This is a genomic window from Neobacillus sp. DHD-1R (assembly GCF_057747995.1).
The window spans coordinates 3,427,949-3,454,415 of sequence record NZ_CM173232.1; the positions used below are offsets into that span (position 1 = coordinate 3,427,949).

The following is a 26,467-nucleotide window of genomic DNA, read 5'->3' on the forward strand; positions in this document are numbered from 1 at the left end:
TATTTGGTTTCTATTTTTCAAGTTTAACATATAAGTTATAGTTCATTCATCGGTAATGCTTATTAAGAAAAGCGGAAGCACCCTGTTTAAAAATGGATGTTCCAAAAGGATCTTACCTTTTGGAACATCCACATTAATTATCAGCAAGTTCTGCTAGATAAGACCAGCGCTCAATTAAATACTCGAGCTTTTCATTTAATGTCGTTTCCTGTTTCATTAATTCCTGTGCTCTTGTAAAATCACTGCCTACCTTTGCCATTTCAGCTGTTACGTCTTCAAGACTGGACTCAGTTTTCGCAATAACGTCGTCAATTTCTTCCCATTCCTTTTTCTCTTTAAAGGTCAACTTTTTCTTTTTTTCCTTTTCCGGAGCCTTATTGACAGGATTTGACTTTGATACAGCGGTCTTTTGAGCTTCAAGAACTGATTCTTTTTCAAGATAGTCACTGTAATTCCCATAAAAAGAATCAATTTTTCCTTCTCCTCGTAAAACTAATAGCTGTTCTGCCACCTTATCAAGGAAGTAACGGTCATGGGAAACTGTAATCACAACACCTGGAAAATCCTCAAGATAATCTTCCAGTACGGTCAATGTTTGCGTATCAAGATCATTTGTCGGCTCATCTAACAAGAGGACGTTTGGTGCAGTCATTAGTAATTTTAACAGATAAAGACGACGTCTTTCTCCACCAGATAGCTTACGGATTGGCGTCCCGTGCATAAACGGTGGAAACAAGAAGCGTTCAAGCATTTGCGCAGCAGAAATCGTTTTACCATCCGAGGTGTCTACTACCTCAGCCGTCTCTTTAATGTACTCGATCATCCGCTTGCTATCATCCATATCTTCGCTTTCTTGCGTATAATAGGCCATTTTTACTGTCTGTCCCATGATGAATTCACCTTCATCAAGCGGAATTTTCTTTGCTAAAATATTTAATAATGTCGATTTGCCGGCCCCGTTCCTGCCGATAATCCCAATCCTGTCGCCTGGTTTAACTAGTAAACCAAAATGATGGAGAATGACTTTTTCCTCGTAGCGCTTAGAAGCATCTTTCAGTTCAAACACTTGTTTACCAAGCCGGCTGCCATTTAAAGATATATCTAGTTTTTCACCGGAAGGTTTACTGCCAGAAAGCTTATTATCAAGGTCTTCAAAGCGGTCGATACGGGCCTTCTGTTTCGTTGACCTCGCTTGGGCACCACGTCTAATCCATTCGAGCTCTCTACGAAAAAGATTTTTATTTTTTTCATAGGTTGCGGCTTCATTTTCTTCACGAATCGCTTTTGCCTCTAAAAAGGCTGCATAATTTCCTTTATAAGCGTAAAGATTGCCTCCATCCAATTCAAACATGCGATTGGCAACACGATCTAAAAAGTAACGATCATGGGTGACAAGCAAAATCGAGCCATTATATCTGCTTAAATAGTCTTCCAGCCATTTAACAGAATCAAAATCAAGATGGTTGGTTGGTTCGTCTAAGATCAATAAATCAGGCTCAGCAATTAATACTTGGGCCAAGGCAACCCGTTTTTTTTGCCCGCCGGAAAGTTCGCCAATTTTCTTTGTAAAGTCCTCAATGCCTAATTTCATTAAGATTGACTTGGCATTTGTACTTGCATCCCACGCATTTAATGCATCCATTTGCTTTTGTAATTGAAAAAGCTCTTCTTGTACCTTTGTATCATTTGGATTAATAGTTAGTCTCAATAAAGTTTTTTCGTATTCGCGCATCAATTTTAAAATTGGTGCTTCTCCGTGAAAAACTTGCTCCAAGACTGTTTTGTCTGCATTTAATTCTGGATGTTGGTCTAAAAAAGAAATCGAATAGTCTTTTGCCGTGATGATTTTACCGTCATCAGGGCTGTCCAATCCAGCAATTATTTTCAATAATGTGGATTTCCCAGTACCATTGATACCAATTAAGCCAACCCGTTCTTTTTCACTAATCGTAATGGAGATATTGTTAAAGAGCTGTTTTTCACCGTACGTTTTCGAAATATTTTCGACTGTGAGCATTTTCATAAATCCTGTCCATCCCATTCTTGATAAAATTGTTTTAAAAATCCAACCATCATTTGCTGCCGGCGTTCCGCCATCCTTTTTGCCTCTGTTGTATTAAGTAAATCTTTTAACTTTAACATCTTTTCATAAAAATGATGGATACTTGTTGATTTTCCTTTTCGATATTCTTCTAAGCTCATTTCTTCTCGAACGTTGATGGCAGGGTCATAGATAGGCTGCCCTTTTTTACCGCCATATGCGAAGGCTCTCGCAATACCTATCGCCCCAATCGCATCTAAACGGTCCGCATCCTGGACAATTTTCGCCTCCATGCTCTCCAGCTTCGTTTTTTTTCCGCCTTTATATGATATTGATTCAATGATTTGTGTAATATGATCCTGCGCTTTATCAGAAAGAATGATCGTATTGAAAAATGAAGCTAGTTTTGCTTTTCCTTTTTCAGCAGATTCGTTTAGTTTTTCATCTGGAATGTCATGTAAAAGAGCCGCTAGTTCAATGATGTACGGGTCTCCTGACTTTTCGACTTTACAAATATGTAAGGCATTTCTCCGGACACGGTCAACATGGAACCAATCATGTCCAGTAGCATCTTCTCCTAGTTCATCGCGGACAAAAATTTCCGCACGTGCAATTATGTCTTTCATTATTCAAGCACCTGCCTTCACCCTTGCTATTTTAACATGGATGGCAACTAAAAAATAACCCCGAAGTTCGAGGTTATTTTTTGTTTGCTTGGCGCCCGCTTTTTTTCTGGCTTTGAGACTTATTATTGCCAATTTGAAACTCATTGCCTAATTCAACATCATTTCGAAGATCCTGCTTTTCGATTTGTTCCCTGGTTTGGTTGGCATTTTGTCTTCCTTGCTTACTCATAAAGCTTTCCCCTTTCAACTAAAATGTTTAGCCATTTTAGTATTCACAAGTGGGGGCAAAGTTATTTCAATCCATTAAACCAACTAATCCCAAGTGTGTTTTCTCCTGCATGAACACCAATTACTGCCCCTAGTGGACAACAAATAATGTTAACTTTTGGGAATTGTTCCTTCAGTTCAAGCCGCCATTCTTCAGCCTGTTCTTCATGTAAACCATACAGAATATACACTTCTTTGAATTGATGTTTTTCATAGGCTAATCGGAAGTAATCGAGGATTTTTTCCTTCGCCTTTTTTTCACCGCGCACTTTTTCTTTGACGTTTAGTGTTCCATTTTCTATTGATATGATCGGCTTCACACTAAGCATACTGCCGAGGAAAAATTGCAGACCTGACATCCTTCCTCCACGATGAAGCTGCTCCAAGCTTCCTACTAAAACGTAGGTTTCGTTTGTATCTCTTATTTGCTCAAGCTGCTCAAGGATCGAGTCAATGCTGTGACCGGCTGTTAATAACTCCATCCCTTTTTTAAGTAATGCTGACATTGGATAAGTTAGGATTTGCGAATCAAAGGTTGTCACCGGAATATCGACGAGCTTTGCTGCTTGTGTACTTGAAGAAAACGTACCACTTAGTTTTCCAGAAATGAGAACGGTTACAACTTGATCGTATTCCTTGGCTAGCTTTTCATATAAAAATTGAAATGCACCTACAGACGGCTGAGAAGTCATCGGGGGATTCTTTAGCTGCTTTAATCTCGCAAATAACTCCTTAGGGGTTAGGTCAATCCCATCAGAAAATTCTTCACCATCTAGCAAAACTGTTAATGGAATTATATATAAATCAGGATGGTTCCTTAATTCATCATCTAAGTAGGCTGTACTATCGGTCACCCATGCCGTTTTAACCAACGTCATCTCCCCTTCTTTTTTTAGTACGAGGTCTTAATATCTAGTTAGTATTATCGTACCTTGGAAATGTGCGATTGTAAATACATTAAATGCAAATAAAACCAGCAGTCATCCATGCTGGTTTTACTTAAAAGCATAAGTTTATTCGTTTAGCTGCTCTACCGTTGTTATCATAAACTCCGTCATTTCAACTAAGTCATCCATTTGGTCTTCTGTAATTAATCGCTCAAAGTCCACCGTTAGAACCGTTTTGATTATCCGATTCGATTCTAATGGATTTAAATGCGTGGTTAACATAATATTTCTCGTTGTTCCCCACACTTCCAAGAGAATGTTCTTGATCTCTTGGTAATCAATTTCTCCCTCATGGTAAAGAAAAAATTGCAGCCTCACATAGCACCCGGCAAATTTGTCTGTTTGTTTGCCTGGCAATAGCTCAGCAGCTAAATTAATAAGCTTTGATTCCAGTTCGATCCTGGCTGTAATAGAACTTTCCGGTAAATGAAATGAAAGGTCAAAGCGACGGGCCATTTTCGCCATGTTGATGACATCATTCCGATCAATAATAACAATTTCCCCACTTAAGTCCTTATCATATAAGGCACCTTCAATAATCACTTTTATATTATCAAAGGCAGTTGGATCAAACATTGGATTTGTCGACTCCTTTATAAAACGAAACGTCTGTTGTATTAACTCAACGCTCCGCGTGTAATAAAGCTGCACATAGAATGAGAATGCGATCTTGCTAATAGCAGTTAGAAAAGACCTACGGCATTCCCGTTTTCATCCACATCCATATTTAAGGCAGCTGGTTTTTTAGGAAGTCCCGGCATGGTCATGACCTCTCCTGTTAACGCCACAATAAAACCAGCCCCAATCGATGGTTTAAATTCTCTTATGATTACAGTGAAATCTGTAGGTCTACCCAATTTAGTAGGGTCATCGGACAAAGAATATTGCGATTTTGCCATACAGACTGGCAAATTAGACCAGCCAAACTTTTCATAATCCATTAATTGTTTTTTTGCTTTTGGTGAAAATTCTACATCCTTACCACCATAAACTTTTTGAACAATGGTTCTAATCTTTTGTTCAATTGAATCAGATAATTCATATAATGGGTGAAAATGATTTTCTTCTTTTTCAATTATCTCTAATAGTTTTTCAGCAAGCTCAATCCCGCCTGATCCCCCTTTTTCCCAAACTTCCGTTAAGGCAACAGGCACCTGTTCTCTTTCACACCACTCTAGCAAGGTTTGAACTTCTAAATCTGTGTCAGTGATAAATTTATTGATGGCAACCACCACTGGTAAACCAAAACTTTTAATCGTTTCAATATGTTTTTGTAAATTAGCAAATCCAAGAGTTAAGGATAAAATATTTTCTTTGGCTAACTCCGTTTTCCCTACCCCGCCATGCATTTTTAAGGCACGAATAGTAGCAACAATCACTACTGCCTCCGGCTTAATTCCAGCACTTCTTGATTTAATATGTAAAAATTTCTCCGCTCCTAAATCTGCTCCAAAGCCGCCTTCTGTTATTACATAATCGGCTAACTTCGCAGCGGCAGTTGTAGCAATTACACTATTGCATCCATGGGCAATATTTGCGAATGGTCCGCCATGTATGAGTGCAGGAGTATGTTCAATTGTTTGGACAAGATTTGGTTTAACCGCTTCTTTTAACAATAACGTTAAGGCTCCTTCAACCCCCAAATCCCCTACAGTTACAGGTTCTTTGTTAATATTGTAGGCAACTACCATACGTGCTAATCGTAATTTTAGATCCTTCAAATCGGTTGCTAAACATAAAACAGCCATAATTTCCGATGCGACAGTGATATCAAAGCCATCTTCTCTAGGAACACCTTGAAGCGGACCTCCAAGACCAATAATTACTTTTCTAAGGGCACGATCATTTAAATCAACAGCCCGTTTCCATACAATGCGGCGCTGATCAATCTTTAGTTCATTTCCTTGTTGGAGGTGATTATCGATTAATGCGGCCAGGGCATTATTTGCTGTTGTAATCGCATGAATATCTCCAGTGAAATGAAGATTAATATCCTCCATTGGCAGAACTTGAGAATAACCGCCGCCAGTTGCACCGCCTTTGATCCCCATTGTAGGTCCCAAGGAAGGCTCCCGCATGGCAATAATAGTTTTTTTGCCAATCTGATTAAATGCATCTCCTAATCCAACGGTTACTGTCGATTTACCTTCTCCCGCAGGTGTTGGATTAATCGACGTGACGAGAATAATTTTCCCACTGGAATTGGTCTTGATTTTTGCTAATGCTTCATTAGAAATTTTCGCTTTAAATTTGCCGTAAAGCTCAAGATCATCCTCTACTAAACCAATTTTTTCAGCAATTTCTATGATTGGCCTCATTTTTGATGCTTGAGCAATTTCAATGTCTGACTTTACAGATGTTTTCATAGCCACACTAATCCCCCGCATTCAGCATTAAATTTAAACTACGCCTTTATTGTATCAAATAAAAGATTTCTTTCCGATAAATTATTTTCTAAAAAAAATTATTCTCTTTTCTCAAATTATTTTAATGTTTATAATGTAAATATCGAATTTTTTTAATTTTCTTTGACTTCTGTGTAAGCCAGTGTATTAATATTTTAGTATAAGAAATGGGGATGGTCACTTGCCAATTAATATTCCAAAGCTCCTGCCTGCTCGTGAGGTTCTTGAACAGGAAAATATTTTCATTATGGACGATGAACGGGCAGTAAGTCAGGATATCAGGCCTTTAAAGATTTTGATTTTGAATTTAATGCCTGAAAAAGAAAAAACAGAAACACAGTTATTACGTTTATTAGGAAATTCACCCTTGCAAGTAAATGTGAACTTTTTAAAAACAAACTCGTATGAATCTACCCATACGAGCAAACAGCATTTGGAGCAGTTTTACACAACTTTCTCACAAATAAAAAATTTGAAATTTGATGGAATGATTATCACCGGTGCTCCTGTAGAATTACTAGAATATGATCAGGTGAAATATTGGTCTGAATTAATCGAAATTATGACTTGGGCAGATCAAAATGTAACCTCAACTCTACATATCTGTTGGGGTGCTCAGGCAGCGCTTTTCTATCATTATGGCATCGGAAAATTTGAGTTACAGCGAAAATGTTCCGGGATATACGCTCACCAGATTTTTGAGCAAAATGATATTTTATTACGTGGGTTTGACGATGAATTTTATGCTCCTCATTCCCGCTATACCGATGTTTCCATTGAAGCCATATTGAAAAATCAAGAACTAAAATTATTAGCTGCTTCAGAAGACGCCGGTCCATTATTGATTGCTTCCAAAAATCGCAAACATGTTATGATTACAGGTCACTTGGAATATGAATCCGATTCACTTGCACAGGAATATGAGCGGGACTTAAAAAAAGGACTTCAAATTCATATCCCTGAAAATTATTTTCCGAACAACGACCCTACCCAGCCGCCGATTAATCGTTGGCGTTCACACGGTCATTTATTCTTTTCAAACTGGTTAAATTATTATGTTTATCAAGAAACACCCTTTTCATGGGAATAAGAAAAGCGAAAGCGCCCTGGTCAGCGGCGTATGACTGGACACATCTACTTTTAAAAAGAAGCATCGTTTTTTCGATGCTTCTTTTTTATCGAATTTTTATTTAATTGTTTATAATTCATAAAAAAGAGAAATAATACTATGGAAAGGTGGAGGTATTGTGGAAACAATCACAGCAGTACATCGCAATCACTTTGGAGAAATCATTAGTTTTGTTACTTCCGAGGGGCGAATCATTTCCTACCGAAAAGCTTTAATGGATGCAGAAATCGGCCGTATCCAAGGTGTGCAAACCATCCAGGAAATGGACGGAACGATGTCTTTACTGCCAGAAACGAAACAGTCCTTTGAACATTTCCCTAATTTATTTTAAAGAGAGGATGTCTTATCATAGACATCCTCTTTTATCATTCATGTTCATTTAGTTTTTGAATTTCTTTTAAAGCATCAACCCGGTTCTGGTCATCTTCAAAAAACTGCACGAGATCGCCGATTCGATCAATGGAATCCCAGCTCAAATGATGCTCGATACCTTCTACATCATGATAAATATTTTCATCTTTAACCCCGATGATCTTGAGAAACTGTTCAAGTAATTCATGTCTAAAAACAAGACGTTTGCCGATTTTATTACCTTTTGATGTCAAACTAAGTCCTCGGTATTTTTCATAAACTAAATATTCATCTTTATCAAGTTTTTGCACCATTTTCGTTACTGAGGAGGGATGTACAGACAATGCTTCAGCAATATCTGAGACACGAGCGTATCCTTTTTCTTCAATCAAAATATATATTTGTTCGATATAGTCTTCCATACTTGGTGTTGGCATCCCTTGACCTCCAAAAAATTACTCAACTAAAAGTTTACTATAGAAAAAAATGAGTGACAAGGCTCTTTGTCACAGAATGAACCTTTTCTAAATTATTTTGGAACCATTTCTTCAAATAGAAATTTTACTCTTTTTTCCTGCTCATCCAAAAACAGCCTAGCATTAAAGGTTTTTTCTTTATTTACAAATCCTTCTATCAGCTCGGTCTTTCCTTCTGTTAAGAGTAGTTTAACATTTTTTTGGGTAATATTTTTTCCCAAAATTTTTTTAGAAATCGTAAAATTACATTGATTTTTCTTATAATTACTACAGCCATAAAAACTGCCCTTATCAATGATATCTCCATCACACTTTTTACATGCCCCAAGTTTTGTGGATGCTCTTCGCTTTCCTTTTTGTTTTCCGGGGGTGAAGTTTTGTGTAACCTCCTCCGAAAAAGTCCAACTGTCAGCTCGGTCAGTGCTAGAGGTTATTAAATGGACAACCATCTTTTTCGTTTGTTCCATAAATAGCTTAGGCACTGCAGTTCCTTCGGATATTTCTTTAAGTCTTTGTTCCCACTTTGCTGTCATTTCAGGAGATGCCAAAATTTCTTGTCCGATTGCATCAATTAAGATTCGTGCTTTTGCAGTAGGATAAACAACATTCTTTTTTACCTCAATGTATAATCTGTCCTTTAACATCGTAATGATACCCGCTCTCGTGGCTTCCGTTCCCAGTCCTTCGGTCCTAGTTAAAACTTTCTCAAGTTCTTTATCATCTATATGCTTACCTGCAGTTTTCATTAAAGTAATTAGCTGACCTTCCGTATACCGTTTTGGTGGCTGCGTCTGGCTTTCTTTTACATCAACTTTTACTGTTTTCCCCTGCTCTCCTTTGGTAAGGTGTGGAAGTTCAGGTTCATCCTCACGTTCCTTTTGCTTCAGTACTTTTCTCCATCCCTCTTCAAGTTGGACCTTCCCCTTCGAAATAAAAGAAGCTCGTCCTTCTACTAATGTGGTCACCGTTGTATATTCAGCAATAGACTTATTGTAATGTGCAGCAATTAAACTAGTCACTATTAAATCATAGATTTTCCGCTCATCTGGACTAAGCCGATCCAGATTGGGAATTTGTTCTGTGGGGATAATCGCATAGTGATCGGTAACTTTTTTTTCATTAACATATCGCTTGTTATCGACTAAAGAATCGATTGGTAGTGGAAAAAAGCCAGCATAGTCGTTAATATGACTCAGCTTTTTAAGAATATCAGGAAAGGTATTGGCTTCTTCTTTCGTTACATATCGTGAATCGGAGCGTGGGTAGGATACATGGCCTTTTTGATAGAGTTTTTGCATGATATCCAGCGTTATTTTGGGTGAAAATTTGTAGCGTTTATTCGCCTCCGCTTGTAAAGCCGATAGATTATAAAGAAGTGGAGGTAAAAATTCCTTTCGTTCAGAAACAACCTCTGCTACTTCCGCCGGCTTTGCTCGACAAAAGGCCGCTACTTTTTCTGCCATTTCCTTTGTCTTCACACGGGTTTCCCCATCATTCTGCCACTTGCCGCTATATTTCTTGCCATTCATGGCAAACTGAGCAATTACTTCCCAAAAGGGCTCGGAGTTAAAATTCTCAATTTCTAGTTCTCTTTTCACTATAAGGGCTAACGTTGGTGTCTGCACCCGTCCAACGGAAAACACATCTGAAAAGCCTTTTTTTTGCAGCAGTAAACTATAAAGTCTGGACCCATTCATACCGACAATCCAATCAGCACAAGCACGTGTATAAGCCTCAAAATATAGACTTTTTGTATCATTTTCATCTAATAATTTATTAAATCCTTCCCGAATAGAATTCGGTGTCAATGAGGAGATCCACAGGCGTTTCATTGGTTTTTTACAATTGGATAGCCGTAAAATATTTCGGATGATTAATTCACCCTCGCGCCCCGCGTCACCTGCATGGATAATTTCTGTAACATCAGGATTGGATACGAGCTTTTTGATAATGGCAAATTGTTTTGCTTTATCTTTTGTTACTTCGTACTTGAAATGGTCTGGTATAATAGGAAGATTGTCCAATGACCACTTTTTCCAACTTGGTTCATACTTCTCTGGTGAAACGAGTTGACAAAGATGACCTATAGCCCAAGTGACATAGGCGCCCTTTGTAAAGGTCTCATTTGGAAAAATTTCAATAAAACCATTTTGTTTTTTATGTTTAAATATAGAAGCTAATGTTGAACCTTGATCGGGTTTCTCAGCTATTATTAATTTCATCTTAGTTTTGCTCCTTTTTACAGCATCCCTGATTCATTTTCCCACTTCTAACCAAATTCGTAAAGCATCAAAATAAGGCAGCTCGGTTAGGCTGCCTTATTTTTTACATTCTGTCTTGAAACTATAATTCTCTATTAAATTTTACTAAATTACTAGTTAATTGGCAAAAACTGTTCGACTCCTGAATATACCAATTCTCCTTTGGAACGATATTCGATACAGTTAAGATTAAGGATGGAATTCGCTCAACATCAAAAACGATCGCTCCTATTTTCTTTACAAACATAATAAAAGCATTACCATGAGAAAAATCGGCTAAGTCATCTCCAATATGAAGTAGTGACAACAGTATTGCCTGTTTTTCATCTGCTTCAATGTAAACTTGTGGTGAGAATCTTAAAATCCAATCTTCTCCTCCAACTGAAAAACGGTACATGCAGGGCTCCCACCTTTAAAGGTAATTTTATTAATTTAACTTATGAGGAAAAGGAATAATTATGTTCAAAGACGATATTTATTCAGAATTTTTCATAAATATAGCAAAACCTTGTACTTTCGGTAAAAAAACCGCTTTCCTTTTCTTGACTGTCTTTTTTCATTATTGTATATTTAAAGCATCATGTACCGAATAACACTTATGGCAATTCTGCTACATGATAATATTTTACTATGACATCAAGAGATGGTGTCACGATAGTTTTAGGAGGAAGAAGTACATGCAAAACGGTAAAGTAAAATGGTTTAACAACGAAAAAGGTTTTGGTTTTATCGAAGTTGAAGGCGGAGACGATGTATTCGTACACTTCAGCGCAATTCAAGGTGAAGGTTTCAAATCATTAGAAGAAGGTCAAGAAGTTTCTTTCGAAATCGTTGAAGGAAACCGTGGACCACAAGCTGCTAACGTAGTAAAGCTATAATCCTTAACAATCATAACCGGTCAAAGGCTGACGAATGTCGTCAGCCTTTTTTAAATTAATTTTTTTCCGTATTCCTTAAGTTTTTCCCCCACCGTACATTGGGAAATACAAAAACGATGTGCCACCCTGCGCCCGCCTTCTTTTTTTAGATGCTGATGTAAAAAGCATCCATCACAATATTGGTTCATTAAACCTTCTACTTGGCTCAATAGTTCTTTTCTAACAAAGGGCTTCATTCATATTAAACTCCTCTTCTTATAGAATTAATGTTTTAGCGAAGATCTCCTTCCCTTCTAATGCCTGGGTAGCCAATTTATCTGCTTCCTTATTATCTTTTCTTGGAATAACCGTGAATTTCGGCTCCATACCAAGTGCTTTCATTTTTTCCTCAATTCGATCAAGCCACTTGTTTAGGGTTTCTTCGTAGCAAGGCCATTCCCCTTCAAGCTGTTTTAAAACACCCTGTGAATCCCCTTTAAATTCGCATGTTAGATGATGTACCCCTAAATCTTCCAAAATATTAAGCGCAAAATAAAAGGCAGCATACTCTGCTTCATTATTGGATTCCATTTCATCAAATCGTTCATTGGCACGAATGCGGTATTTCTTCTTTCCTTGTTTATAAAAAATCACAGCTCCAAGTCCCGCTTGATTTGTTTCCTTTTGGAATCCGCCATCAAAGTAAACTGTAATCTCATGGGGGTCTTCCTCAATTTCCGTTAACAGCTTTTTCATTTCCTTTAAAATCCAAGATGTCCCTTTTTCATCATAAAAATACAAATCCGTTATTTTGGAATTCATTTCAAGCTCTTCGCCAAATTGAACAGCTAATTCACCCGGTATCCATTCCGATGAACATTGGACTTTTTCATTACTTGTTACTTTATAAATCCACTCAAGCCTATAGTTCATAATTTTCAGCCTTTCAATAATGATTTTCTCGTCTTATCAACTAGCTTATTCATTTAGGAAAAAATTATCTATATTTTTATTATACCTATTTAGACAGTAGCAAAAATAATTTCCTGCATTACTATGTCAAACTATGTTAAAATTCTTTTATAATAAATGGGAGGGTTCAGCATTGATCGAAGTCTATATTGATGGAGCGAGTGCTGGTAATCCTGGTCCAAGTGGGGCTGGGATTTTTATTAAAGCAAACGGCACTACTGAAAAACATTCTATTCCACTAGGAATTATGTCAAACCACGAAGCGGAGTTTCATGCTTTTATTAAAGCACTTGATATATGCTTAACTAACGGATATGGTGATTCGATTGTATCATTTCGAACAGATTCAGAATTAGTGAATAACGCAATCGAAAAAGAGTTTGTCAAAAATAAGCTGTATGCCCCTTTACTAGAAAAAGCCTTACAATTAATCCAAAAAATCGATTTATTTTTTATGAAATGGATCCCAAGTGCCGAAAATAAAGTGGCTGATGAACTGGCAAGAATGGCGATCAAAAAAAATCCAAGTGAGGAGACTAATAAGTCATCATGAAAAGACCCATTTTTGCAGATTTAAGCTTACTTTTCGTTACATTCATATGGGGTACTACGTTTGTTTTAGTCCAAAATGCCATAGATTTTTTACCACCATTCGCCTTTAACGGAATTCGGTTTTCAATTGCGGCAGGAATATTATTTCTTTGCTTAATTATTTTTGATCGTAAACAATTAAAACAATTGAACTGGAAATTACTTTTCTCAGGTGTTTTCATTGGTTTCTGGCTATTTTTAGGCTATGTAACACAAACAATTGGTCTATTGTATACGACTACCTCAAAAGCAGGATTTATTACAGGTCTTAGTGTGGTCTTGGTTCCATTATTCTCCATGTTTTTACTAAAACAATTTCCAAACAGGAATGCTTTAGTTGGAGTAATAATAGCAACAGTGGGATTATTTTTACTAACACTGACCGATGTTTCAGGCTTTAATATGGGTGACGGTTTGGTATTTATTTGTGCGATTAGTTTTGCCATGCACATTATTTTAACAGGGAAATTTAGTAGTAAATATCCCACCCTTTTATTAACTGTTATTCAAATTATTACAGTTGGTATATTTTCCACGATCTCCTCTTTTATTTTTGAGGATTGGAGAAAATCTGTCACAATGGATATACTCCGCTCGCAAGAGGTCATCATTGCTTTATTTATTACTAGTGTCTTTGCAACAGCCCTTGCCTTTTTTATACAAACAAATTTTCAAAAGTATACATCTGCAACAAGAGTAGCGTTAATTTTTGCAATGGAGCCAGTTTTTGCAGCATTTGCCGGCTATTTTTGGGCAAATGAACGATTAACCCTTAGTGCTTTATTTGGTTGTATTTTTATTTTTATGGGGATGGTTTTCGCTGAGATGCCGGTCAATAAAAGGCCTTTACTCAGAAAAAATAAAGGTTTAGAAGGTTAAAAAAGAGGATGATTCAACATCCTCTTTTTCATATGCTATATCACAAGTAATTCTTTTTCTTTTATAAACTTTATTGCGTCTTCCCTTGTCGTTATGTGGTTAGACGTTAAGGTTTCCAGTAATGATACATAAAAACTGCCATCAAAACTCTTTTGAGCCTTTAATGTCAGTTCAATTGCTGTATTAATGAGTTCATCGGATGCATTTGTATAGTGCTTTCCGAAGAAAATAAAGCCAATTGCATCTTCTTGAAATTGAAAACCCTTCCCTTCCAAAAAATGCAAATAACTTCCCACAGTTTCCAAATCTTAACCAACCCTCTCCCTTACAAGATCTAACATCCCTCTAAAATTTTACCTTAAATTTAGGCCATTTTCTATCCTTTTTTGTACACAGATGACCAATGACACCAACCAAAACGCCTAATAATGCTCCCCCGATAACTTCCTCAGGCTGGTGTCCCAGCATTTCTTTAAGCTTAGGTGATTCTTGTTTAAATTCCACACTTTCTTCTTTATTAATCTTTTCAATTAAATCATTCATGGAGTTCACTTTTAAAGTGAGCTCTCCTGCCTGGCGGCGAACCCCTTGTGCATCATACATCACAATTAACCCATACACGAGGGAAAGGGCAAAATCAAAAGTCGGCAATCCTCTTTGTAAGGCAATATACGTGGTAAGGGTTGATACACCTGCAGAATGGGAACTTGGCATTCCCCCAGTACCAAAGAATAGGTCTGGCCGCCATTCTTTCTTTTTTATATAATGGATTGGAATTTTCACACCTTGAGCGAGCCCAATACTAAAAAGGGCTAGATACACACCTTTGTTCATCCTATCACCTCTACCATTATTGTTAAGAAACTGGAGTTTTATTATTCCTTGTGGAAATACTAAAAAAGAGGGAGGTGAGTAAGAATGACTAAACAGGGTAATGTAAGTCGGGGAGTTAAAGCTCATGGGGTCAATCCTCAAGGCTATGGACAAGACGTGGAAATGGCACAGGAACCAAAAAGCAAATTAGAAAATGCAGCCAAAAAAAGTAATAAAAAATAAAATAACAGGGTGTCCCAAAAATTTGGAACACCCTTCTTCTAATTACGAAATAACAGCTTCTTCAAACGGCAACAGTCTTTGGATACCGCGAAGCTCGATTTCAGTTAATTTATTTAATGCTTTTTCTTTTGGAATTCGAAGTCCGGCGGCTTCTAGATCACAACTTACTGGAACATCACATTTTATTTCCGCAAGAAGCCTGGATAGATGAAGCATGTCCAGACTTTGTTCTATTTTTGTTTTATTGGATTTTGATAAACGGTCAAGGTTTGAGATGATCCCTTCTACATGCTCAAACTCCTGCAATAACTTCAAGGCCGTTTTTTCACCAATCCCCTTCACTCCAGGGTAATTGTCACTAGGATCGCCCATCAGCGCTTTCAAATCGATCATCTGACGCGGTGAAATCCCTTTTTCCTCAAAGAAAGTTTCTGGGGTATGAACCAGGTAATTTCCATAACCTTTTTTTAATAAAATAACCGAAATGCTGTCGTCAAGCAGCTGAAGGATATCTTGGTCACCTGTTAGGATTGATACATGGGCAAAATCCTTCATTTGCTGAGCAATCGTCCCAATACAATCGTCTGCCTCATAACCAGTCAAACCAATATTAGGAATTTCAAAGGATTCTACGACCTCTTTCACTAAATCAAATTGCGGAATCAATTCTACCGGAGCTTCCCCGCGGTTCCCTTTATAGTCAGCAAATAACTCAGTTCGGAAGGTTTTACTGCCCATATCCCAACAAACAGCCAGGTGAGTCGGTTTAAATGAAGATACTGCCGTAAATAAATGCTTTACAAAACCATGGATTCCATTTGTTGGAACCCCTTTTGAATTTATCATAAATTGACCTGTAACGGCCGTGGCATAAAAGGCACGAAATAACAAGGCCATACCATCAACAAGCATAAGTGAAGGCTTTTGATTTTCCAATTTTTCAGTCCTCCTATTGGTATTCTAAAAAAACAACACGTGAACCATTATACCATAAGATGACTATACTTCTCTGAGATTGCGCTCAATTTCTAATAACCGTTCAATGGAAACTTCCCCTTCAAAGGCGGAAAGAAGGCTTAAATAAAAATCATCCGCCTGATCCTTCACTTCCCTTATTAATCGGTTAAATTCGTTCTTCAACTCGGCAGCATAATGCTCATTCAGACGAGTGGTCTCATGCTTTAAATAGTGATCCGCAAGATTAAATAAACGATTATAAAGCTCCTCACTCATGAGTTGCTTATCATTCTTTTCAAAAAAAGACTTTGGATTCTTAAAATAGGCCATTGCTTTTGAAAACAACTGATGATTTACATCGTTATAAGCAATCGGAAAATCAATTTCTAAACTTAAGCCTGTTTCAAACGCTGAAAAAGAAAGATCCCGGTTAATGTCTAGAAGGTTTCGTGTCAGCCCCAAATGATAATCATTCAAAAGTTTAGCAATAAATCTCTCGATCCTAACCGTGGTTGCTCGCATCTCCTGGGCCAAATCATAGCCTAGACTTTCTAGTAATTCATCAAGTGCTGTTTGCAATGCCTTTTTCAAATTTCGTCCATCATCCCTTAACGACGAAGGGTTAAATGCTTCTTTAAAGAAATCACTAAAGCGCAAGAATACACGTTGCTTAATGTAATAAACTAATTCTTCTGCTTCCTGGATCAATCGTTCATGTAGTGGATGGACGGTTTGTTTTTCAGTTAATGTCTTAATTAATGCCTTTTCCTTTTCAATCTCCATTCGTTTTTGCTGTTTAACTGTATTGTCTTCTCTCGAACGTTGAATAAGCATATTTACCAATTCATGAACACGAGCCAATTCCTTTTCAGCTGAGGATAAGGCCATTTCAGTTAAATCTTTGGAAATAAACTGATAAAATCCCTGTTCAAATGAGCTCATTCCTGAAGAAGCAAAAGGGCTGCCGTTCAGCTTTTCGTTTAGGGCTAGTAAACTAGATAGGGAATAGAGATGTGGATTTCTTATTCCATATTTAATTAACTGCTCTTCTACATATTTAGCCACGGTTACCTTTTCTTCCTCATTTTCAGCAAGATCAATGGCATTAATAACAAAGAACATTTTATCCATTTGAAACGATTCCTTCACACGCCCTAACTGAATTAAAAATTCACGATCAGCTTTTGAAAACGCATGATTGTAGTAGGTAACGAAGAGGATGGCATCTGAGTTTTTAATATAATCAAAGGCTACACCCGTATGCCTAGCATTAATCGAATCGGCTCCTGGCGTATCCACTAACGTAATTCCTTTCCTTGTTAATTCACAATCATAATAAAGCTCAATCCACTCAACATAACAAGATTTCTCTTCTTTGGCGACAAACTCATGAAAGTCTGTTAAATCAGTAATTTTTGTAGTTCCCAGTAATGCTATAAAAGAGGTATAACCCTTTTTAAAGGCCTGTAAAAAAGAAAAATGTGTTTTTTCCAGTAAACCTGTTTGACTGTTAGCCAACATAAGCTGGTCAATTATTTTTGCTGCCTCATTAAAATCACTCGCGTGTAAATCAAAAATTCTAAGAGAACGATTAACATCCTCCAGCATTGTTTCTGTTTCCTTGAACTTTACCCTTACCGTTCCATGTGGAAATTGGATTGTAACTGGCTTGATTTTATTAATAGCAGCAGTCGTGGGGTTGGGCGAAACAGGTAACACCTTTTCTCCCATGAGAGCATTAGCAAAAGAAGATTTACCTGCACTAAACGCTCCAAATAATGCGACGGTGAACCCTTTGTTTGCTAATCGATCCGCTCTATCTATCAATTCTTTTCCGAGCTTTTGAAAACCTGGAAGGATTTTAATTTGGTCTGCAGCACGACGAAGTCTAGCTGTTGTCAACGTCAAATGATCATCGGCACCGTGGTTTTCATTTTTTGTATTTTCAGGATTCCTAACTACTGCGACTGTTTTTTGAGAAATATCTTTGGTCTGCTTCGATGCTCCTTGGCTATTAACCACTTCAAATTCTTCTTCCTCTTGGGCAAAAAGCTGATAAACATCCCCTTGGAGGTTTTCTGATTGTTCAAGAATTTCATTGATTTCATTTTCTTGTGAAGTGATGCACTGTTCATGTTTTTGAATCTCAGCTAATGCCTGAACATATCTCTCCAACTGATTAAATTCCGTTTCGTACCGTTCCCTTACCTCTTTAATCTGCTTGTTAAAAGCTTCAAAGAAGTTCATTTTAAAATCACTTAGCTGGGATCTAGCCATTCTTTTTATTTCATTGGCAACATCCTCGGTATAATGAAGCACATAGTCACCGGTTACTCGTGCACCAGACTTTACTGTATCTCTTACTATTTCTATTGGGACGGGAATGGAAAAGGATTGGGCTAAGCTCTGAAGCTCCGCCTGATCAAGTTCCGTTTCCCTTAATTGATTAAGTAAAAATTCACGCACATGCCACTCAAGCTGTGATTTTGTTTTTTCAAGAAGATCCTGATAAAAGCTCTCTTCTCTCTTATTTTTTTCTTCTACTGTTTTTTGTTTAGAGAACAGGAAACCAATTTTAAAGTCAGGCTGACAACTCTCCAAAAAGGATTCTGCTAATTCCCTTGTTTGAAAGGGCATAAGATAAGCATTCTTCATTATTTGAGCAATTTGCTCATCAAATTCCTTTTCCTTTTCGCGACTATCTTTATTGAGCTTCTTAAAATCTGCAGTGAGTTTTTGATAGGAAAAAGTTAAATCTTGTCTTTCTAGCTCTGTTAATTCGTTCAATATCTCTAGGAACTGTGTGAGCTTCTCCTCTTCAAGCTTTTTCGCTTGTTCAACATGATTGTAAGCAATTTTTCTTAATGAATGAAAAATAGAAGGAACCAACAGTTCATCCTTTGTCGATAATTTATCAGCAATAAAGGTCTGAAGGTGTGTAAATTCATTAAACGGGTGATCTTTAAATTTTAAAGAAGTATAAAAAATTCTTGCTGGCTTCACACCCCAGGATGCAAAAGCATCGACAACACTTTTTTGGAAGTCTTGAAAACTTAATTCATCCTCTTTGTGTTTATCAATTTGATTAATGACTAAGTAAACATCTTTTCCTGCCTCCGTTAATTCCTTTGTAAATAAAAAATTCAATTCTGCTTGGACATGGTTATAGTCCATGACATAGAAGATGAGGTCAGCTAAATGTATGGCTGATTCCGTGGCGATGCGATGGGCATCATCAGCTGAATCAATACCTGGTGTATCCATAATGACCGTATTGGATGGTAATTGAGAATCACTGTGGCTGATCTCCAGTTCTTCAATCTTATCGCCATCTTTACAATAATTTTTTACAAGCTCATAATCATAAGGAGCCAAATAAAGTCTTGGCTTTTCATTTTTAAAGAAAACCTTTGCATAATCCTCACCAGATTTAACCTTGACTAAGTTTGCACTCGTTGGAATCGGGCTTGACGGCAATAAATTTTCCCCAACCACCTGATTTATCATGGTAGATTTTCCAGCTGAAAAATGACCGCAGAATGCAAAAAGAAATTCTCGATTTTCTAACTTTCTTGCAAGTTGTTTCACCTTTTCGGCGTTTTCAACATCATGATGCTTTAGTAAATATTCATATATCAACACCATTTTTTGTTTAAGTGTTTGAATCGTTTCCATTGGATTGGCTATTTGCACCATTTTATTTATTCCCCTTACCATCATCGTAATAATATTTATTTTATACGATTATTCAAACTTTTCCTATTATGACATTCTCTTTAAATAAACAAATTTCCGAACAAAACAAAAAACCAAGGATTTCTCCCTGGCTCATTCAAAAATAATTTTTTATTGAGTAACATTTTTTAAGACGTGCTTCATGACAAATGCATATATAATAACCGTTCCACCAACAAAGGCAAAAGCCATATGTAACACCTACCTTATCGGAGTATCACTGAGAATGATTTTCATCGTTGGAATTATTTTAGCACAGGTGATAATCATTTTCAATATCCCATAAAAAACTGTCACAGTTATTTAACAAACCTAGGTAAAAAGCGATTGCAGTCTCGAAAAACCCCTTCATACCCTGTTAAGGACCTTAGTGCTTTTTCTTCTGCTGGAATTCGAATCCTCAGCATCATGACATTTAGAACGGTAAATAGAAGAGCAGTAAATATGGCGTTAAACAGCATTGGGATAACAAACAATTCAATAGCTACCACCAGATAATTCGGATGTTTCAAAAAGCGGTATGGTCCCTTTCTCACTACGTTGGCATTTGCTAAGACCAATATTTTTGTGTTCCAATACCGGCCGAGTGACGAGATGGCCCAAGTTCTCATAATTTGCGCTAAACAAAATAGCCCAAGGAAAAGAGGCCAAAAAGGGGAAAGTTCAAGTTCCAATAAAACCTGCTCGATTGGTAATACCATAAAAAACAGGATATGCATAACTACCATTAATTTATAATGGCTTGCACCAAACTCAACGGCACCCTGTTTTTTCATCCATTTTTCATTGCTTTTAGCAATGAAAAGTTCGACAATCCGTTCGATCATGATAAAACTGATGAATAGAAGGAATGGAAGGTCATGGGCCATTATTTCCACCTCAACAGTAATAATTCTGAGCTAAAACCCGGTCCAAGTGCTGTCCCTAATCCCAAGGCGTCTTTGTGAATGTCCATCTCCATATACCGCCTCAAAACATAAAAGATTGTTGCAGACGACATATTTCCATACTGCTTTAATACATCCAACGACACTGCATTCATGGAAGGTGGAATGTTTAAGGACTTTACATAAGCATCCAAGACTTTTTTTCCACCGGGGTGAGCTATAAAATGGTTAATTTGTTCAAGCTCTATTTGATGTGCGGCTAAAAAATCCCTAACATTGGGCTTCAGCCAGCCTTCAATAATTTGAGGAATATCACGGGAAAATATGACAAATAGTCCTGCATTTCTTATTTCCCAGCCCATTACATCCAAGGAATTTGGCATTAATGTGGACTGCGTAGCAATAATCGAAGGAGATGTTTTTTTTCTTCTAAATTCTTCTGCTCCCGCTTCATCCCCGCAAACCAAGGCACAGGCAATTCCATCTGCAAAAAGCGATGTTCCAATAAGATTACTTTTAGAAAGGTCATTCTTTTGAAACGTCAAACTGCAGAGCTCCACAGAAAGTACGATGACTTTTGCCTTGGGAAATGCTAAACAATATTCATATGCACGTGATAATCCAACGGCACCTGCAGCACAGCCAAGTCCCCAAAGGGGTTCCCGCTTTGTATGTGGATTAAACGGCAATTCATTCATGATTCTAGCATCAATACTTGGAGTGGACATTCCCGTTGAGGAGACAAAAATAATGGCATCAATTTCTTCCGTCGAGATGGCTGTCTTAAGAAAGCTTTGATTAGTTAAGCAGTTTACGATTGCTTCCTTTCCCAGTGTAACCGCAGACTCAATATAAGCATTATTCTTCTCTTCAAAGGTATGATTCTCTTTAAACCAGTCTAAATTTTTAACAAAATATCTTTTTTCAATTTGTCCATTCTGAAAAGCTTTTAATAGTCTTTCAATATCTTTAAATGAGTCAGCAAAAAGCTCTCGTGCAAATTCCGATGCTTGTTCTTGTTTGATTTCAAATGGGGGAATAACCTCTGAAACAGATATAATGGCAGGCATCATCATTCTCCTTCCATCTTTATAGGGTTATTTTTTCCAATTCATTGAATATTATTCGAAGATTTTTATTTCTTAAGAGGGGCAAAAAAAAGGCTTCCCATCGATTGGGAAGCAAACGTTTTGAAGGTTGTTGCTGTGCTCTTAAATTATATCGCGAATTATGAATTCCTTCATTAGATAAACTTTTCCAATTAAGAGAGGCTCTCTGCTTTCCTCCAATTATTGTTTTTCCGATTGGGTTTGAACTTCAATCTTTATTTTGTTACTGGCTAAGGATCCGCAAACTTTACAATATTCCATTTCATTATATAGAAGGCGACAATGTTCGCAATAATATTTTTCCAAAAAAACCACTCACTTTCACAAGAAAATAAGGTATTTATTTTTATCATATTTTTGATTTTCAAGAGTGTGAATTTTTCCAAGAAATAGGGATTTTTAATATTTATGAAACCACGACAATTCCTTATATCACAGCTAAGGTGTGATTGTTCATAGTTTGTTCACATTTACCCCCTTTGTGAAGTGATATAAATCACTGTTACAACAAGTTATTAACTTTAACATAGTAGTTACCTAAGGAATGAACAATTTGTGAACTATGAAATTTCATATTTTTCTTTCGCAATTGTTTTGTATTATGAAAGAGAACTTACTAAATTATTTATTAATTTTCTAAAGGGGGGTCTTGGGGATGGCAAAGGTGGAACTGAAAACACACCAAAAAACAGAAGTGGAAGACAGCTCTTCTCTCAAAGGGACATTAGCTTCCGTTTTCCTTTTGGGAGCATTTATCATCGTCACTTGGGTTGGGGTCTACTATCTTTTTGTAGAACGTTTTTAACGATTAAAGGGGGAAGAATCCATGCACATGCATAAATTTGAAAAAATATGGCTGACTTTTGGCATTAGCTGCTTGGTTATTTTTTTAACTGTAGTAGGTGTTAGCGCCTTCTACCTTGGCAACAAGCCCGCCAGCTGTTTAACAACTATTAATCCTGAAAAGGTCGATCAAACAAAGCCTTTCAATAAACCAGGTCTACATAAGGTGGAAGGAAAAGAATGGGACTATGAATTAGTTTTTGTAGCATCCGCTTTCTCCTATACCCCTGCACAAGTAGAAGTGCCGCTTGGTGCAAAAGTTAAAGTCATTGCCACAACCAAAGATGTTATTCACGGCTTCGAAATGGCTGGTACAAATATTAATATGATGCTTGAACCCGGTTATGTGAGTGAATATACGACAACTTTTGATAAAGCAGGCGAATATTTAATTGTTTGTAATGAATATTGTGGTACTGGACATCATTTAATGAGTGCGAAGATTGAGGTGGTAAAATAATGGTTAACGGTGCAGCTGTAAAAGTAAAAGTAGACCCTCGTGATGCAAAACTTTCCATGGCACACTTTTTTGTGGCCTTTGCGGCTCTTGCTCTTGGCGGATTGATGGGTCTTTTGCAGACATTAGTCCGTTCTGGTAAATGGGAACTTCCTTGGGGAATTGATTACTATCAAATCTTAACGGTCCATGGCGTATTAATGGGACTTGTGTTAACAACCTTCTTTATTATGGGTTTTCAATATGCTGCTGTAAGCAGAACAACTGGCGGTCATTCTAATGCTGCCAGACGTACAGGCTGGGTTGGCTTTTGGGTCATGCTGGTCGGTACATTAATGGCTGCTACCATGGTATTACTGAAGGAAGCATCCGTGCTTTATACGTTTTATGCACCACTAAAAGCCCACTGGATTTTCTATTTAGGTTTAACTTTTGTTGTGGTCGGAAGCTGGGTTGATGGTGCGGCACAAATCATGACTTATGCCAAATGGCGGAAAAATAATCCTGGAAAACCTAGTCCGCTATTAAGTTTCATGGCTGTTATTAATACAGTGCTTTGGATTGTTGCTACATTAGGTGTTGCCGCTACTGTTTTATTCCAATTGCTCCCATGGTCACTTGGATTAGTCGACACTGTTGACGTATTAGTTAGTCGTACTTTATTCTGGTATTTTGGTCACCCATTAGTTTATTTTTGGTTACTGCCAGCTTATATGTGTTGGTATGCGATTATCCCAAAAATAATTGGCGGAAAAATTTTCTCTGATTCGTTAGCACGGTTGTCCTTTATTTTATTCTTATTATTCTCTATACCTGTTGGGTTCCATCACCAATTGACCGAGCCAGGTATTGATCCGGCTTGGAAATTTCTTCAAGTTATCTTAACATTTATGGTTATTATTCCATCTCTAATGACTGCTTTCTCTTTATTCGCCACATTTGAGAGATATGGTCGCTCAAAAGGAGCTACTGGTCTTTTTGGCTGGTTTAAAGTACTTCCATGGAATGATGCTCGTTTCACAGTACCGTTTATTGGAATGGCCTCTTTTATCCCTGCAGGTGCAGGTGGTATTATCAATGCATCCAACCAAATGGATCAAGTGGTCCATAACACGATTTGGGTAACCGGTCACTTCCATTTAACAGCAGCTACATCTGTGGTATTAACGTTCTTTGGAATTTCCTATTGGCTTGTTCCACATTTAACAGGACGTAAATTAACAAAAACGATGAATAAATTAGGAATTATCCAGGCATGGGTTTGGTTTGTCGGAATGGTATTTATGTCAGGGGCTATGCATATCCAAGGTTTGCTTGGCGGGCCAAGACGATCAGCTTTCTCCACTTACGGCGGGGCTAAACAGGCCGCTGAATGGGTTCCTTATCAAATTGCTCAAGCAGTGGGTGGTTCAATTTTATTCCTTGGCATCATCCTTGTATTAATTATCTTTATCAACCTTGCTTTCTTTGCTCCTAAAGGGGAAGAAGAATTCCCTGTTGCAGAAGCAGAAAATACAGAAGAAGCAGCACCAATGGTATTTGAAAACTGGAAATTATGGCTCGGTATTACCGCCGCCCTTATCCTTTTTGCTTACACGATACCGTTTATTGACATCATCCAGAATGCACCTCCTGGATCAAAAGGATTTCAAACGTGGAGCAAATGGTAGTTAATAAACCAATTTGAAAAAGAGGATGTCTCATAAGGGTTTAACCCTTTGTTGTGAGACATCCTTTTTTGTATAATTTATAACAATTACGGTAATTTTGTTTAATTTAAATGATAAACCTTTTTATACTTATCATATAGGTAATCAATTAAATATTGGGGATTTAACCCCTCACCGGTTACATCCTGTAAGATATCTAGCGGTTTTTTAAGCTTTCCATATTGGTGGATATTTTGGGTCAGCCATTCTTTAATTGGGAGGAGGTTACCCTCCTCGACTAGTTGTTCAAAGTTTGGGTAGTCCTCAAGCATTTTATGTTTAAATTGAGCAGCATACATATATCCCAAGGCATAGGATGGAAAATAGCCAAAGCTGCCCCCTGCCCAATGCACATCCTGTAGAACACCCATTGCATCATTTTCAGGACGAACGCCTAAGTACTCTTCATATTTATCATTCCAGATTCGAGGTAAATCCTTGACCTCTATTTCATCATTGAATAACCCCTTTTCAATCTCATAACGGATAATTACATGAAGCGGGTAGGTTAATTCATCTGCCTCAATTCTAATGAATGATGGCTTAGACTCATTTATGGCTCGATAAAAATCTTCAACTTCTATCTGATCAAACTGGCCATCTGCATATTCCTTTAACAGTTCATAGTTATTTTTCCAAAATGAAAAACTACGCCCTAGAATATTTTCATAAAAAAGAGACTGAGATTCATGAATTCCCATGGAGGTGCCTGTGCACAGCGGTGTGCCGATTAAGTCTTTTGATATATTTTGCTCATAAAGGGCGTGACCGCCCTCATGAATCGTTCCAAAGACGGCGGTACGGAAGTCGTGTTCGTTATAATTGGTGGTGACTCGTACATCTCCAGGGTTTAAGCCCGTTGCAAAAGGATGAACGGTTTCATCTAGTCTTCCTGCATTGAAGTTAAACCCCATATTGTCGAGGATTTTCAAACTCAATTCTCGTTGATTTTCCTTTGGAAATCTTTCAAATAGAAAATCTGTTTTTGGCTTTTCTGGTGCATGTGAAATCTGCTTTACCAAAGGAACTATTTCCGCCCTTAACTTGCCGAAAACTTGATCCAACACTTTCACTGTAATACCTGGTTCGTACATATCTAATAATACATCGTATTTATTCTCATCATATCCCCAATAGGAGATGAACTGTTTGGTCATCGCTACCAGCTTCTCAAGATATGGACTAAACAATGCAAAATCAGATTTCACCTTTGCATCTTCCCAAACGCTTTCTGCCTTTGATTGAAGGATTACGAACTCTTTATATTCATCTGCTGGTATTTTCTTGTTTCGTTCATATTCCTTTTTACATTCTTGAAGAATTTTAGTTGTCGTTTCAGGCAGTGTTTGTTTCGATAAATTTGCTATGTATGCCGCCATCTCTTCGGAAGTAGACATTTTAAACACTTCGGAAGATAGCATTCCAACTACTTCCGCGCGTTGTTCTACCCCCTGTTTCGGTGCTCCTGTTCTTAAATCCCAATAAATTAATCCCAGTGCTTCATTATACGCAGATATTTTTTTGGTGTAGTCCAAAAATTCCTTTTCTAATTGAGCAATTTTCATTACATTCCCCCCTTTTCATCCCTTAAATTTTAGCATATTATTCTGAAAATAGTTATCTGTTGATGAGGACGTGAATAAAATTCACGTAAAATGAAGGGAATGGATAAGCCAACCTAGAATTCATTTATTATTTCCTTAGTCTCACACTTCAAAGATGTTTTTAATTAAATCAATAATTGTGTCAGGGGGAAGGAATGTGAAAGAGCTTGTCGGTACATGTGCCATCTGCAACAAAGAAGTGTTTTGTTTAGCTGGCTTTTTTAATGGTGTTCAAACAGATGATAAAGAAATCTACTGCTTTGAATGCTATGAAAATAGTAAAAAAGAAAATCCGCAAAGCTAAGCTT

Annotated in this window: 28 protein-coding genes; 10 read left to right on the forward strand and 18 right to left on the reverse strand. The window is 37.3% G+C overall.

Features of this window, described 5'->3' with window-relative positions:
- Positions 1-133: 133 nt before the first annotated feature.
- From AC3ANL_RS16800 to AC3ANL_RS16825, 6 genes are all read right to left on the reverse strand, one after another.
- On the reverse strand, positions 134-2,023 hold the full coding sequence (locus tag AC3ANL_RS16800) for an ABC-F family ATP-binding cassette domain-containing protein (protein WP_488325553.1): 1,890 nt from the start codon (positions 2,021-2,023) through the stop codon (positions 134-136).
- The gene (locus tag AC3ANL_RS16805) at positions 2,020-2,667 is read right to left on the reverse strand and encodes an HD domain-containing protein (RefSeq protein WP_488325554.1); all 648 of its coding nucleotides are present in this window, start codon (positions 2,665-2,667) and stop codon (positions 2,020-2,022) included. The genes AC3ANL_RS16800 and AC3ANL_RS16805 overlap by 4 nt, the downstream gene beginning before the upstream one ends.
- A 73-nt stretch (positions 2,668-2,740) precedes the next feature.
- Complete coding sequence (locus tag AC3ANL_RS16810) at positions 2,741-2,896, reverse strand: hypothetical protein (protein ID WP_488325555.1); 156 nt, start codon at positions 2,894-2,896, stop codon at positions 2,741-2,743.
- Positions 2,897-2,957: 61 nt separating this feature from the next.
- Positions 2,958-3,806 carry a DegV family protein gene (locus AC3ANL_RS16815; protein ID WP_488325556.1) on the reverse strand — a complete coding sequence of 283 codons (849 nt, stop codon included), beginning with the start codon at positions 3,804-3,806 and terminating at the stop codon, positions 2,958-2,960.
- A 141-nt stretch (positions 3,807-3,947) separates the two neighbouring features.
- Positions 3,948-4,457 (reverse strand): hypothetical protein, encoded by a 510-nt coding sequence (locus tag AC3ANL_RS16820; RefSeq protein WP_488325557.1) that lies wholly within the window; start codon positions 4,455-4,457, stop codon positions 3,948-3,950.
- 107 nt (positions 4,458-4,564) lie between these two features.
- Positions 4,565-6,247: a formate--tetrahydrofolate ligase gene (locus AC3ANL_RS16825; protein WP_488325558.1), complete on the reverse strand. Its 1,683-nt coding sequence runs from the start codon at positions 6,245-6,247 to the stop codon at positions 4,565-4,567.
- Positions 6,248-6,467: 220 nt separating this feature from the next.
- Between AC3ANL_RS16825 and metA the strand changes: the two genes are divergently transcribed.
- Both metA and AC3ANL_RS16835 read left to right on the forward strand, forming a co-directional pair.
- Positions 6,468-7,376: a homoserine O-acetyltransferase MetA gene (metA, locus tag AC3ANL_RS16830; protein ID WP_488325559.1), complete on the forward strand. Its 909-nt coding sequence runs from the start codon at positions 6,468-6,470 to the stop codon at positions 7,374-7,376.
- Positions 7,377-7,533: 157 nt separating this feature from the next.
- A complete protein-coding gene (locus tag AC3ANL_RS16835; RefSeq protein WP_488325560.1) occupies positions 7,534-7,746 on the forward strand; it encodes a DUF3892 domain-containing protein in 213 nt (70 codons plus the stop codon).
- Positions 7,747-7,780: 34 nt separating this feature from the next.
- On the opposite strand, the gene mntR is transcribed toward AC3ANL_RS16835, so the two are convergent.
- From mntR to AC3ANL_RS16850, 3 genes are all read right to left on the reverse strand, one after another.
- Positions 7,781-8,203 (reverse strand): transcriptional regulator MntR, encoded by a 423-nt coding sequence (gene mntR / locus AC3ANL_RS16840; RefSeq protein WP_488325561.1) that lies wholly within the window; start codon positions 8,201-8,203, stop codon positions 7,781-7,783.
- Between the two features lie 92 nt (positions 8,204-8,295).
- The gene (locus AC3ANL_RS16845) at positions 8,296-10,464 is read right to left on the reverse strand and encodes a DNA topoisomerase III (protein WP_488325562.1); all 2,169 of its coding nucleotides are present in this window, start codon (positions 10,462-10,464) and stop codon (positions 8,296-8,298) included.
- Positions 10,465-10,585: 121 nt separating this feature from the next.
- Positions 10,586-10,900 carry a hypothetical protein gene (locus AC3ANL_RS16850; protein WP_488325563.1) on the reverse strand — a complete coding sequence of 105 codons (315 nt, stop codon included), beginning with the start codon at positions 10,898-10,900 and terminating at the stop codon, positions 10,586-10,588.
- Positions 10,901-11,180: 280 nt separating this feature from the next.
- On the opposite strand from AC3ANL_RS16850, the gene cspD reads away from it, so the two are divergent.
- Positions 11,181-11,381: a cold-shock protein CspD gene (gene cspD / locus AC3ANL_RS16855; protein ID WP_007084796.1), complete on the forward strand. Its 201-nt coding sequence runs from the start codon at positions 11,181-11,183 to the stop codon at positions 11,379-11,381.
- A gap of 50 nt (positions 11,382-11,431) precedes the next feature.
- Here the strand turns inward: cspD and AC3ANL_RS16860 are convergent, their stop codons facing one another.
- Together AC3ANL_RS16860 and AC3ANL_RS16865 are read right to left on the reverse strand one after the other, a co-directional pair.
- The gene (locus AC3ANL_RS16860; RefSeq protein WP_488325564.1) at positions 11,432-11,617 is read right to left on the reverse strand and encodes a zinc-finger domain-containing protein; all 186 of its coding nucleotides are present in this window, start codon (positions 11,615-11,617) and stop codon (positions 11,432-11,434) included.
- A 19-nt stretch (positions 11,618-11,636) separates the two neighbouring features.
- The gene (locus tag AC3ANL_RS16865; RefSeq protein WP_488325565.1) at positions 11,637-12,293 is read right to left on the reverse strand and encodes a reverse transcriptase-like protein; all 657 of its coding nucleotides are present in this window, start codon (positions 12,291-12,293) and stop codon (positions 11,637-11,639) included.
- A 172-nt stretch (positions 12,294-12,465) separates the two neighbouring features.
- On the opposite strand from AC3ANL_RS16865, the gene AC3ANL_RS16870 reads away from it, so the two are divergent.
- Positions 12,466-12,885, forward strand: a complete 420-nt coding sequence (locus AC3ANL_RS16870; protein ID WP_488325566.1) for a reverse transcriptase-like protein — start codon at positions 12,466-12,468, stop codon at positions 12,883-12,885.
- Entirely contained in the window at positions 12,882-13,802 is a 921-nt protein-coding gene (locus tag AC3ANL_RS16875) for a DMT family transporter (RefSeq protein ID WP_488325567.1), read from the forward strand. The genes AC3ANL_RS16870 and AC3ANL_RS16875 overlap by 4 nt, the downstream gene beginning before the upstream one ends.
- A gap of 35 nt (positions 13,803-13,837) precedes the next feature.
- Here the strand turns inward: AC3ANL_RS16875 and AC3ANL_RS16880 are convergent, their stop codons facing one another.
- Entirely contained in the window at positions 13,838-14,107 is a 270-nt protein-coding gene (locus AC3ANL_RS16880) for a DUF6123 family protein (RefSeq protein WP_488325568.1), read from the reverse strand.
- A 40-nt stretch (positions 14,108-14,147) separates the two neighbouring features.
- The gene (locus tag AC3ANL_RS16885; protein ID WP_488325569.1) at positions 14,148-14,636 is read right to left on the reverse strand and encodes a divergent PAP2 family protein; all 489 of its coding nucleotides are present in this window, start codon (positions 14,634-14,636) and stop codon (positions 14,148-14,150) included.
- A gap of 84 nt (positions 14,637-14,720) precedes the next feature.
- Between AC3ANL_RS16885 and sspL the strand changes: the two genes are divergently transcribed.
- Entirely contained in the window at positions 14,721-14,858 is a 138-nt protein-coding gene (gene sspL / locus AC3ANL_RS16890; RefSeq protein ID WP_488325570.1) for a small, acid-soluble spore protein L, read from the forward strand.
- Between the two features lie 42 nt (positions 14,859-14,900).
- Here sspL and AC3ANL_RS16895 read toward each other — a convergent pair whose 3' ends face one another.
- From AC3ANL_RS16895 to AC3ANL_RS16910, 4 genes are all read right to left on the reverse strand, one after another.
- Entirely contained in the window at positions 14,901-15,794 is an 894-nt protein-coding gene (locus tag AC3ANL_RS16895; RefSeq protein ID WP_488325571.1) for a 5'-3' exonuclease, read from the reverse strand.
- Positions 15,795-15,857: 63 nt separating this feature from the next.
- A complete protein-coding gene (locus AC3ANL_RS16900) occupies positions 15,858-19,511 on the reverse strand; it encodes a dynamin family protein (RefSeq protein WP_488325572.1) in 3,654 nt (1,217 codons plus the stop codon).
- A gap of 338 nt (positions 19,512-19,849) precedes the next feature.
- Positions 19,850-20,419, reverse strand: a complete 570-nt coding sequence (locus tag AC3ANL_RS16905) for an isoprenylcysteine carboxyl methyltransferase family protein (RefSeq protein WP_488325573.1) — start codon at positions 20,417-20,419, stop codon at positions 19,850-19,852.
- Complete coding sequence (locus AC3ANL_RS16910) at positions 20,419-21,507, reverse strand: type III polyketide synthase (protein WP_488329756.1); 1,089 nt, start codon at positions 21,505-21,507, stop codon at positions 20,419-20,421. The genes AC3ANL_RS16905 and AC3ANL_RS16910 overlap by 1 nt, the downstream gene beginning before the upstream one ends.
- A 694-nt stretch (positions 21,508-22,201) precedes the next feature.
- Here AC3ANL_RS16910 and AC3ANL_RS16915 point away from each other — a divergent pair.
- From AC3ANL_RS16915 to AC3ANL_RS16925, 3 genes are read left to right on the forward strand one after another with little or no spacing between them, the layout of a single operon-like run.
- Positions 22,202-22,351 (forward strand): cytochrome c oxidase subunit 2A, encoded by a 150-nt coding sequence (locus tag AC3ANL_RS16915; protein WP_488325574.1) that lies wholly within the window; start codon positions 22,202-22,204, stop codon positions 22,349-22,351.
- A 21-nt stretch (positions 22,352-22,372) separates the two neighbouring features.
- The gene (locus AC3ANL_RS16920; protein WP_488325575.1) at positions 22,373-22,849 is read left to right on the forward strand and encodes a cytochrome c oxidase subunit II; all 477 of its coding nucleotides are present in this window, start codon (positions 22,373-22,375) and stop codon (positions 22,847-22,849) included.
- Complete coding sequence (locus AC3ANL_RS16925; protein ID WP_488325576.1) at positions 22,849-24,516, forward strand: b(o/a)3-type cytochrome-c oxidase subunit 1; 1,668 nt, start codon at positions 22,849-22,851, stop codon at positions 24,514-24,516. The genes AC3ANL_RS16920 and AC3ANL_RS16925 overlap by 1 nt, the downstream gene beginning before the upstream one ends.
- Positions 24,517-24,617: 101 nt before the next feature.
- On the opposite strand, the gene AC3ANL_RS16930 is transcribed toward AC3ANL_RS16925, so the two are convergent.
- Positions 24,618-26,120 (reverse strand): carboxypeptidase M32, encoded by a 1,503-nt coding sequence (locus tag AC3ANL_RS16930; RefSeq protein ID WP_488325577.1) that lies wholly within the window; start codon positions 26,118-26,120, stop codon positions 24,618-24,620.
- A 196-nt stretch (positions 26,121-26,316) separates the two neighbouring features.
- On the opposite strand from AC3ANL_RS16930, the gene AC3ANL_RS16935 reads away from it, so the two are divergent.
- Complete coding sequence (locus AC3ANL_RS16935; RefSeq protein WP_488325578.1) at positions 26,317-26,463, forward strand: hypothetical protein; 147 nt, start codon at positions 26,317-26,319, stop codon at positions 26,461-26,463.
- Positions 26,464-26,467 lie beyond the last annotated feature (4 nt).

What these genes read in the sequence shown, in the direction of transcription:
- AC3ANL_RS16800 (WP_488325553.1), bottom strand. Translation starts at nt 2,023, where the DNA reads ATGAAAATGCTCACAGTCGAAAATATTTCGAAAACGTACGGTGAAAAA.
- AC3ANL_RS16805 (WP_488325554.1), bottom strand. Translation starts at nt 2,667, where the DNA reads ATGAAAGACATAATTGCACGTGCGGAAATTTTTGTCCGCGATGAACTA.
- AC3ANL_RS16810 (WP_488325555.1), bottom strand. Translation starts at nt 2,896, where the DNA reads ATGAGTAAGCAAGGAAGACAAAATGCCAACCAAACCAGGGAACAAATC.
- AC3ANL_RS16820 (WP_488325557.1), bottom strand. Translation starts at nt 4,457, where the DNA reads ATGTTTGATCCAACTGCCTTTGATAATATAAAAGTGATTATTGAAGGT.
- AC3ANL_RS16825 (WP_488325558.1), bottom strand. Translation starts at nt 6,247, where the DNA reads ATGAAAACATCTGTAAAGTCAGACATTGAAATTGCTCAAGCATCAAAA.
- mntR (WP_488325561.1), bottom strand. Translation starts at nt 8,203, where the DNA reads ATGCCAACACCAAGTATGGAAGACTATATCGAACAAATATATATTTTG.
- AC3ANL_RS16845 (WP_488325562.1), bottom strand. Translation starts at nt 10,464, where the DNA reads ATGAAATTAATAATAGCTGAGAAACCCGATCAAGGTTCAACATTAGCT.
- AC3ANL_RS16850 (WP_488325563.1), bottom strand. Translation starts at nt 10,900, where the DNA reads ATGTACCGTTTTTCAGTTGGAGGAGAAGATTGGATTTTAAGATTCTCA.
- cspD (WP_007084796.1), top strand. Translation starts at nt 11,181, where the DNA reads ATGCAAAACGGTAAAGTAAAATGGTTTAACAACGAAAAAGGTTTTGGT.
- AC3ANL_RS16860 (WP_488325564.1), bottom strand. Translation starts at nt 11,617, where the DNA reads ATGAAGCCCTTTGTTAGAAAAGAACTATTGAGCCAAGTAGAAGGTTTA.
- AC3ANL_RS16865 (WP_488325565.1), bottom strand. Translation starts at nt 12,293, where the DNA reads ATGAACTATAGGCTTGAGTGGATTTATAAAGTAACAAGTAATGAAAAA.
- AC3ANL_RS16875 (WP_488325567.1), top strand. Translation starts at nt 12,882, where the DNA reads ATGAAAAGACCCATTTTTGCAGATTTAAGCTTACTTTTCGTTACATTC.
- AC3ANL_RS16885 (WP_488325569.1), bottom strand. Translation starts at nt 14,636, where the DNA reads ATGAACAAAGGTGTGTATCTAGCCCTTTTTAGTATTGGGCTCGCTCAA.
- sspL (WP_488325570.1), top strand. Translation starts at nt 14,721, where the DNA reads ATGACTAAACAGGGTAATGTAAGTCGGGGAGTTAAAGCTCATGGGGTC.
- AC3ANL_RS16900 (WP_488325572.1), bottom strand. Translation starts at nt 19,511, where the DNA reads ATGGTGCAAATAGCCAATCCAATGGAAACGATTCAAACACTTAAACAA.
- AC3ANL_RS16905 (WP_488325573.1), bottom strand. Translation starts at nt 20,419, where the DNA reads ATGGCCCATGACCTTCCATTCCTTCTATTCATCAGTTTTATCATGATC.
- AC3ANL_RS16910 (WP_488329756.1), bottom strand. Translation starts at nt 21,507, where the DNA reads ATGCCTGCCATTATATCTGTTTCAGAGGTTATTCCCCCATTTGAAATC.
- AC3ANL_RS16915 (WP_488325574.1), top strand. Translation starts at nt 22,202, where the DNA reads ATGGCAAAGGTGGAACTGAAAACACACCAAAAAACAGAAGTGGAAGAC.
- AC3ANL_RS16920 (WP_488325575.1), top strand. Translation starts at nt 22,373, where the DNA reads ATGCACATGCATAAATTTGAAAAAATATGGCTGACTTTTGGCATTAGC.
- AC3ANL_RS16925 (WP_488325576.1), top strand. Translation starts at nt 22,849, where the DNA reads ATGGTTAACGGTGCAGCTGTAAAAGTAAAAGTAGACCCTCGTGATGCA.
- AC3ANL_RS16930 (WP_488325577.1), bottom strand. Translation starts at nt 26,120, where the DNA reads ATGAAAATTGCTCAATTAGAAAAGGAATTTTTGGACTACACCAAAAAA.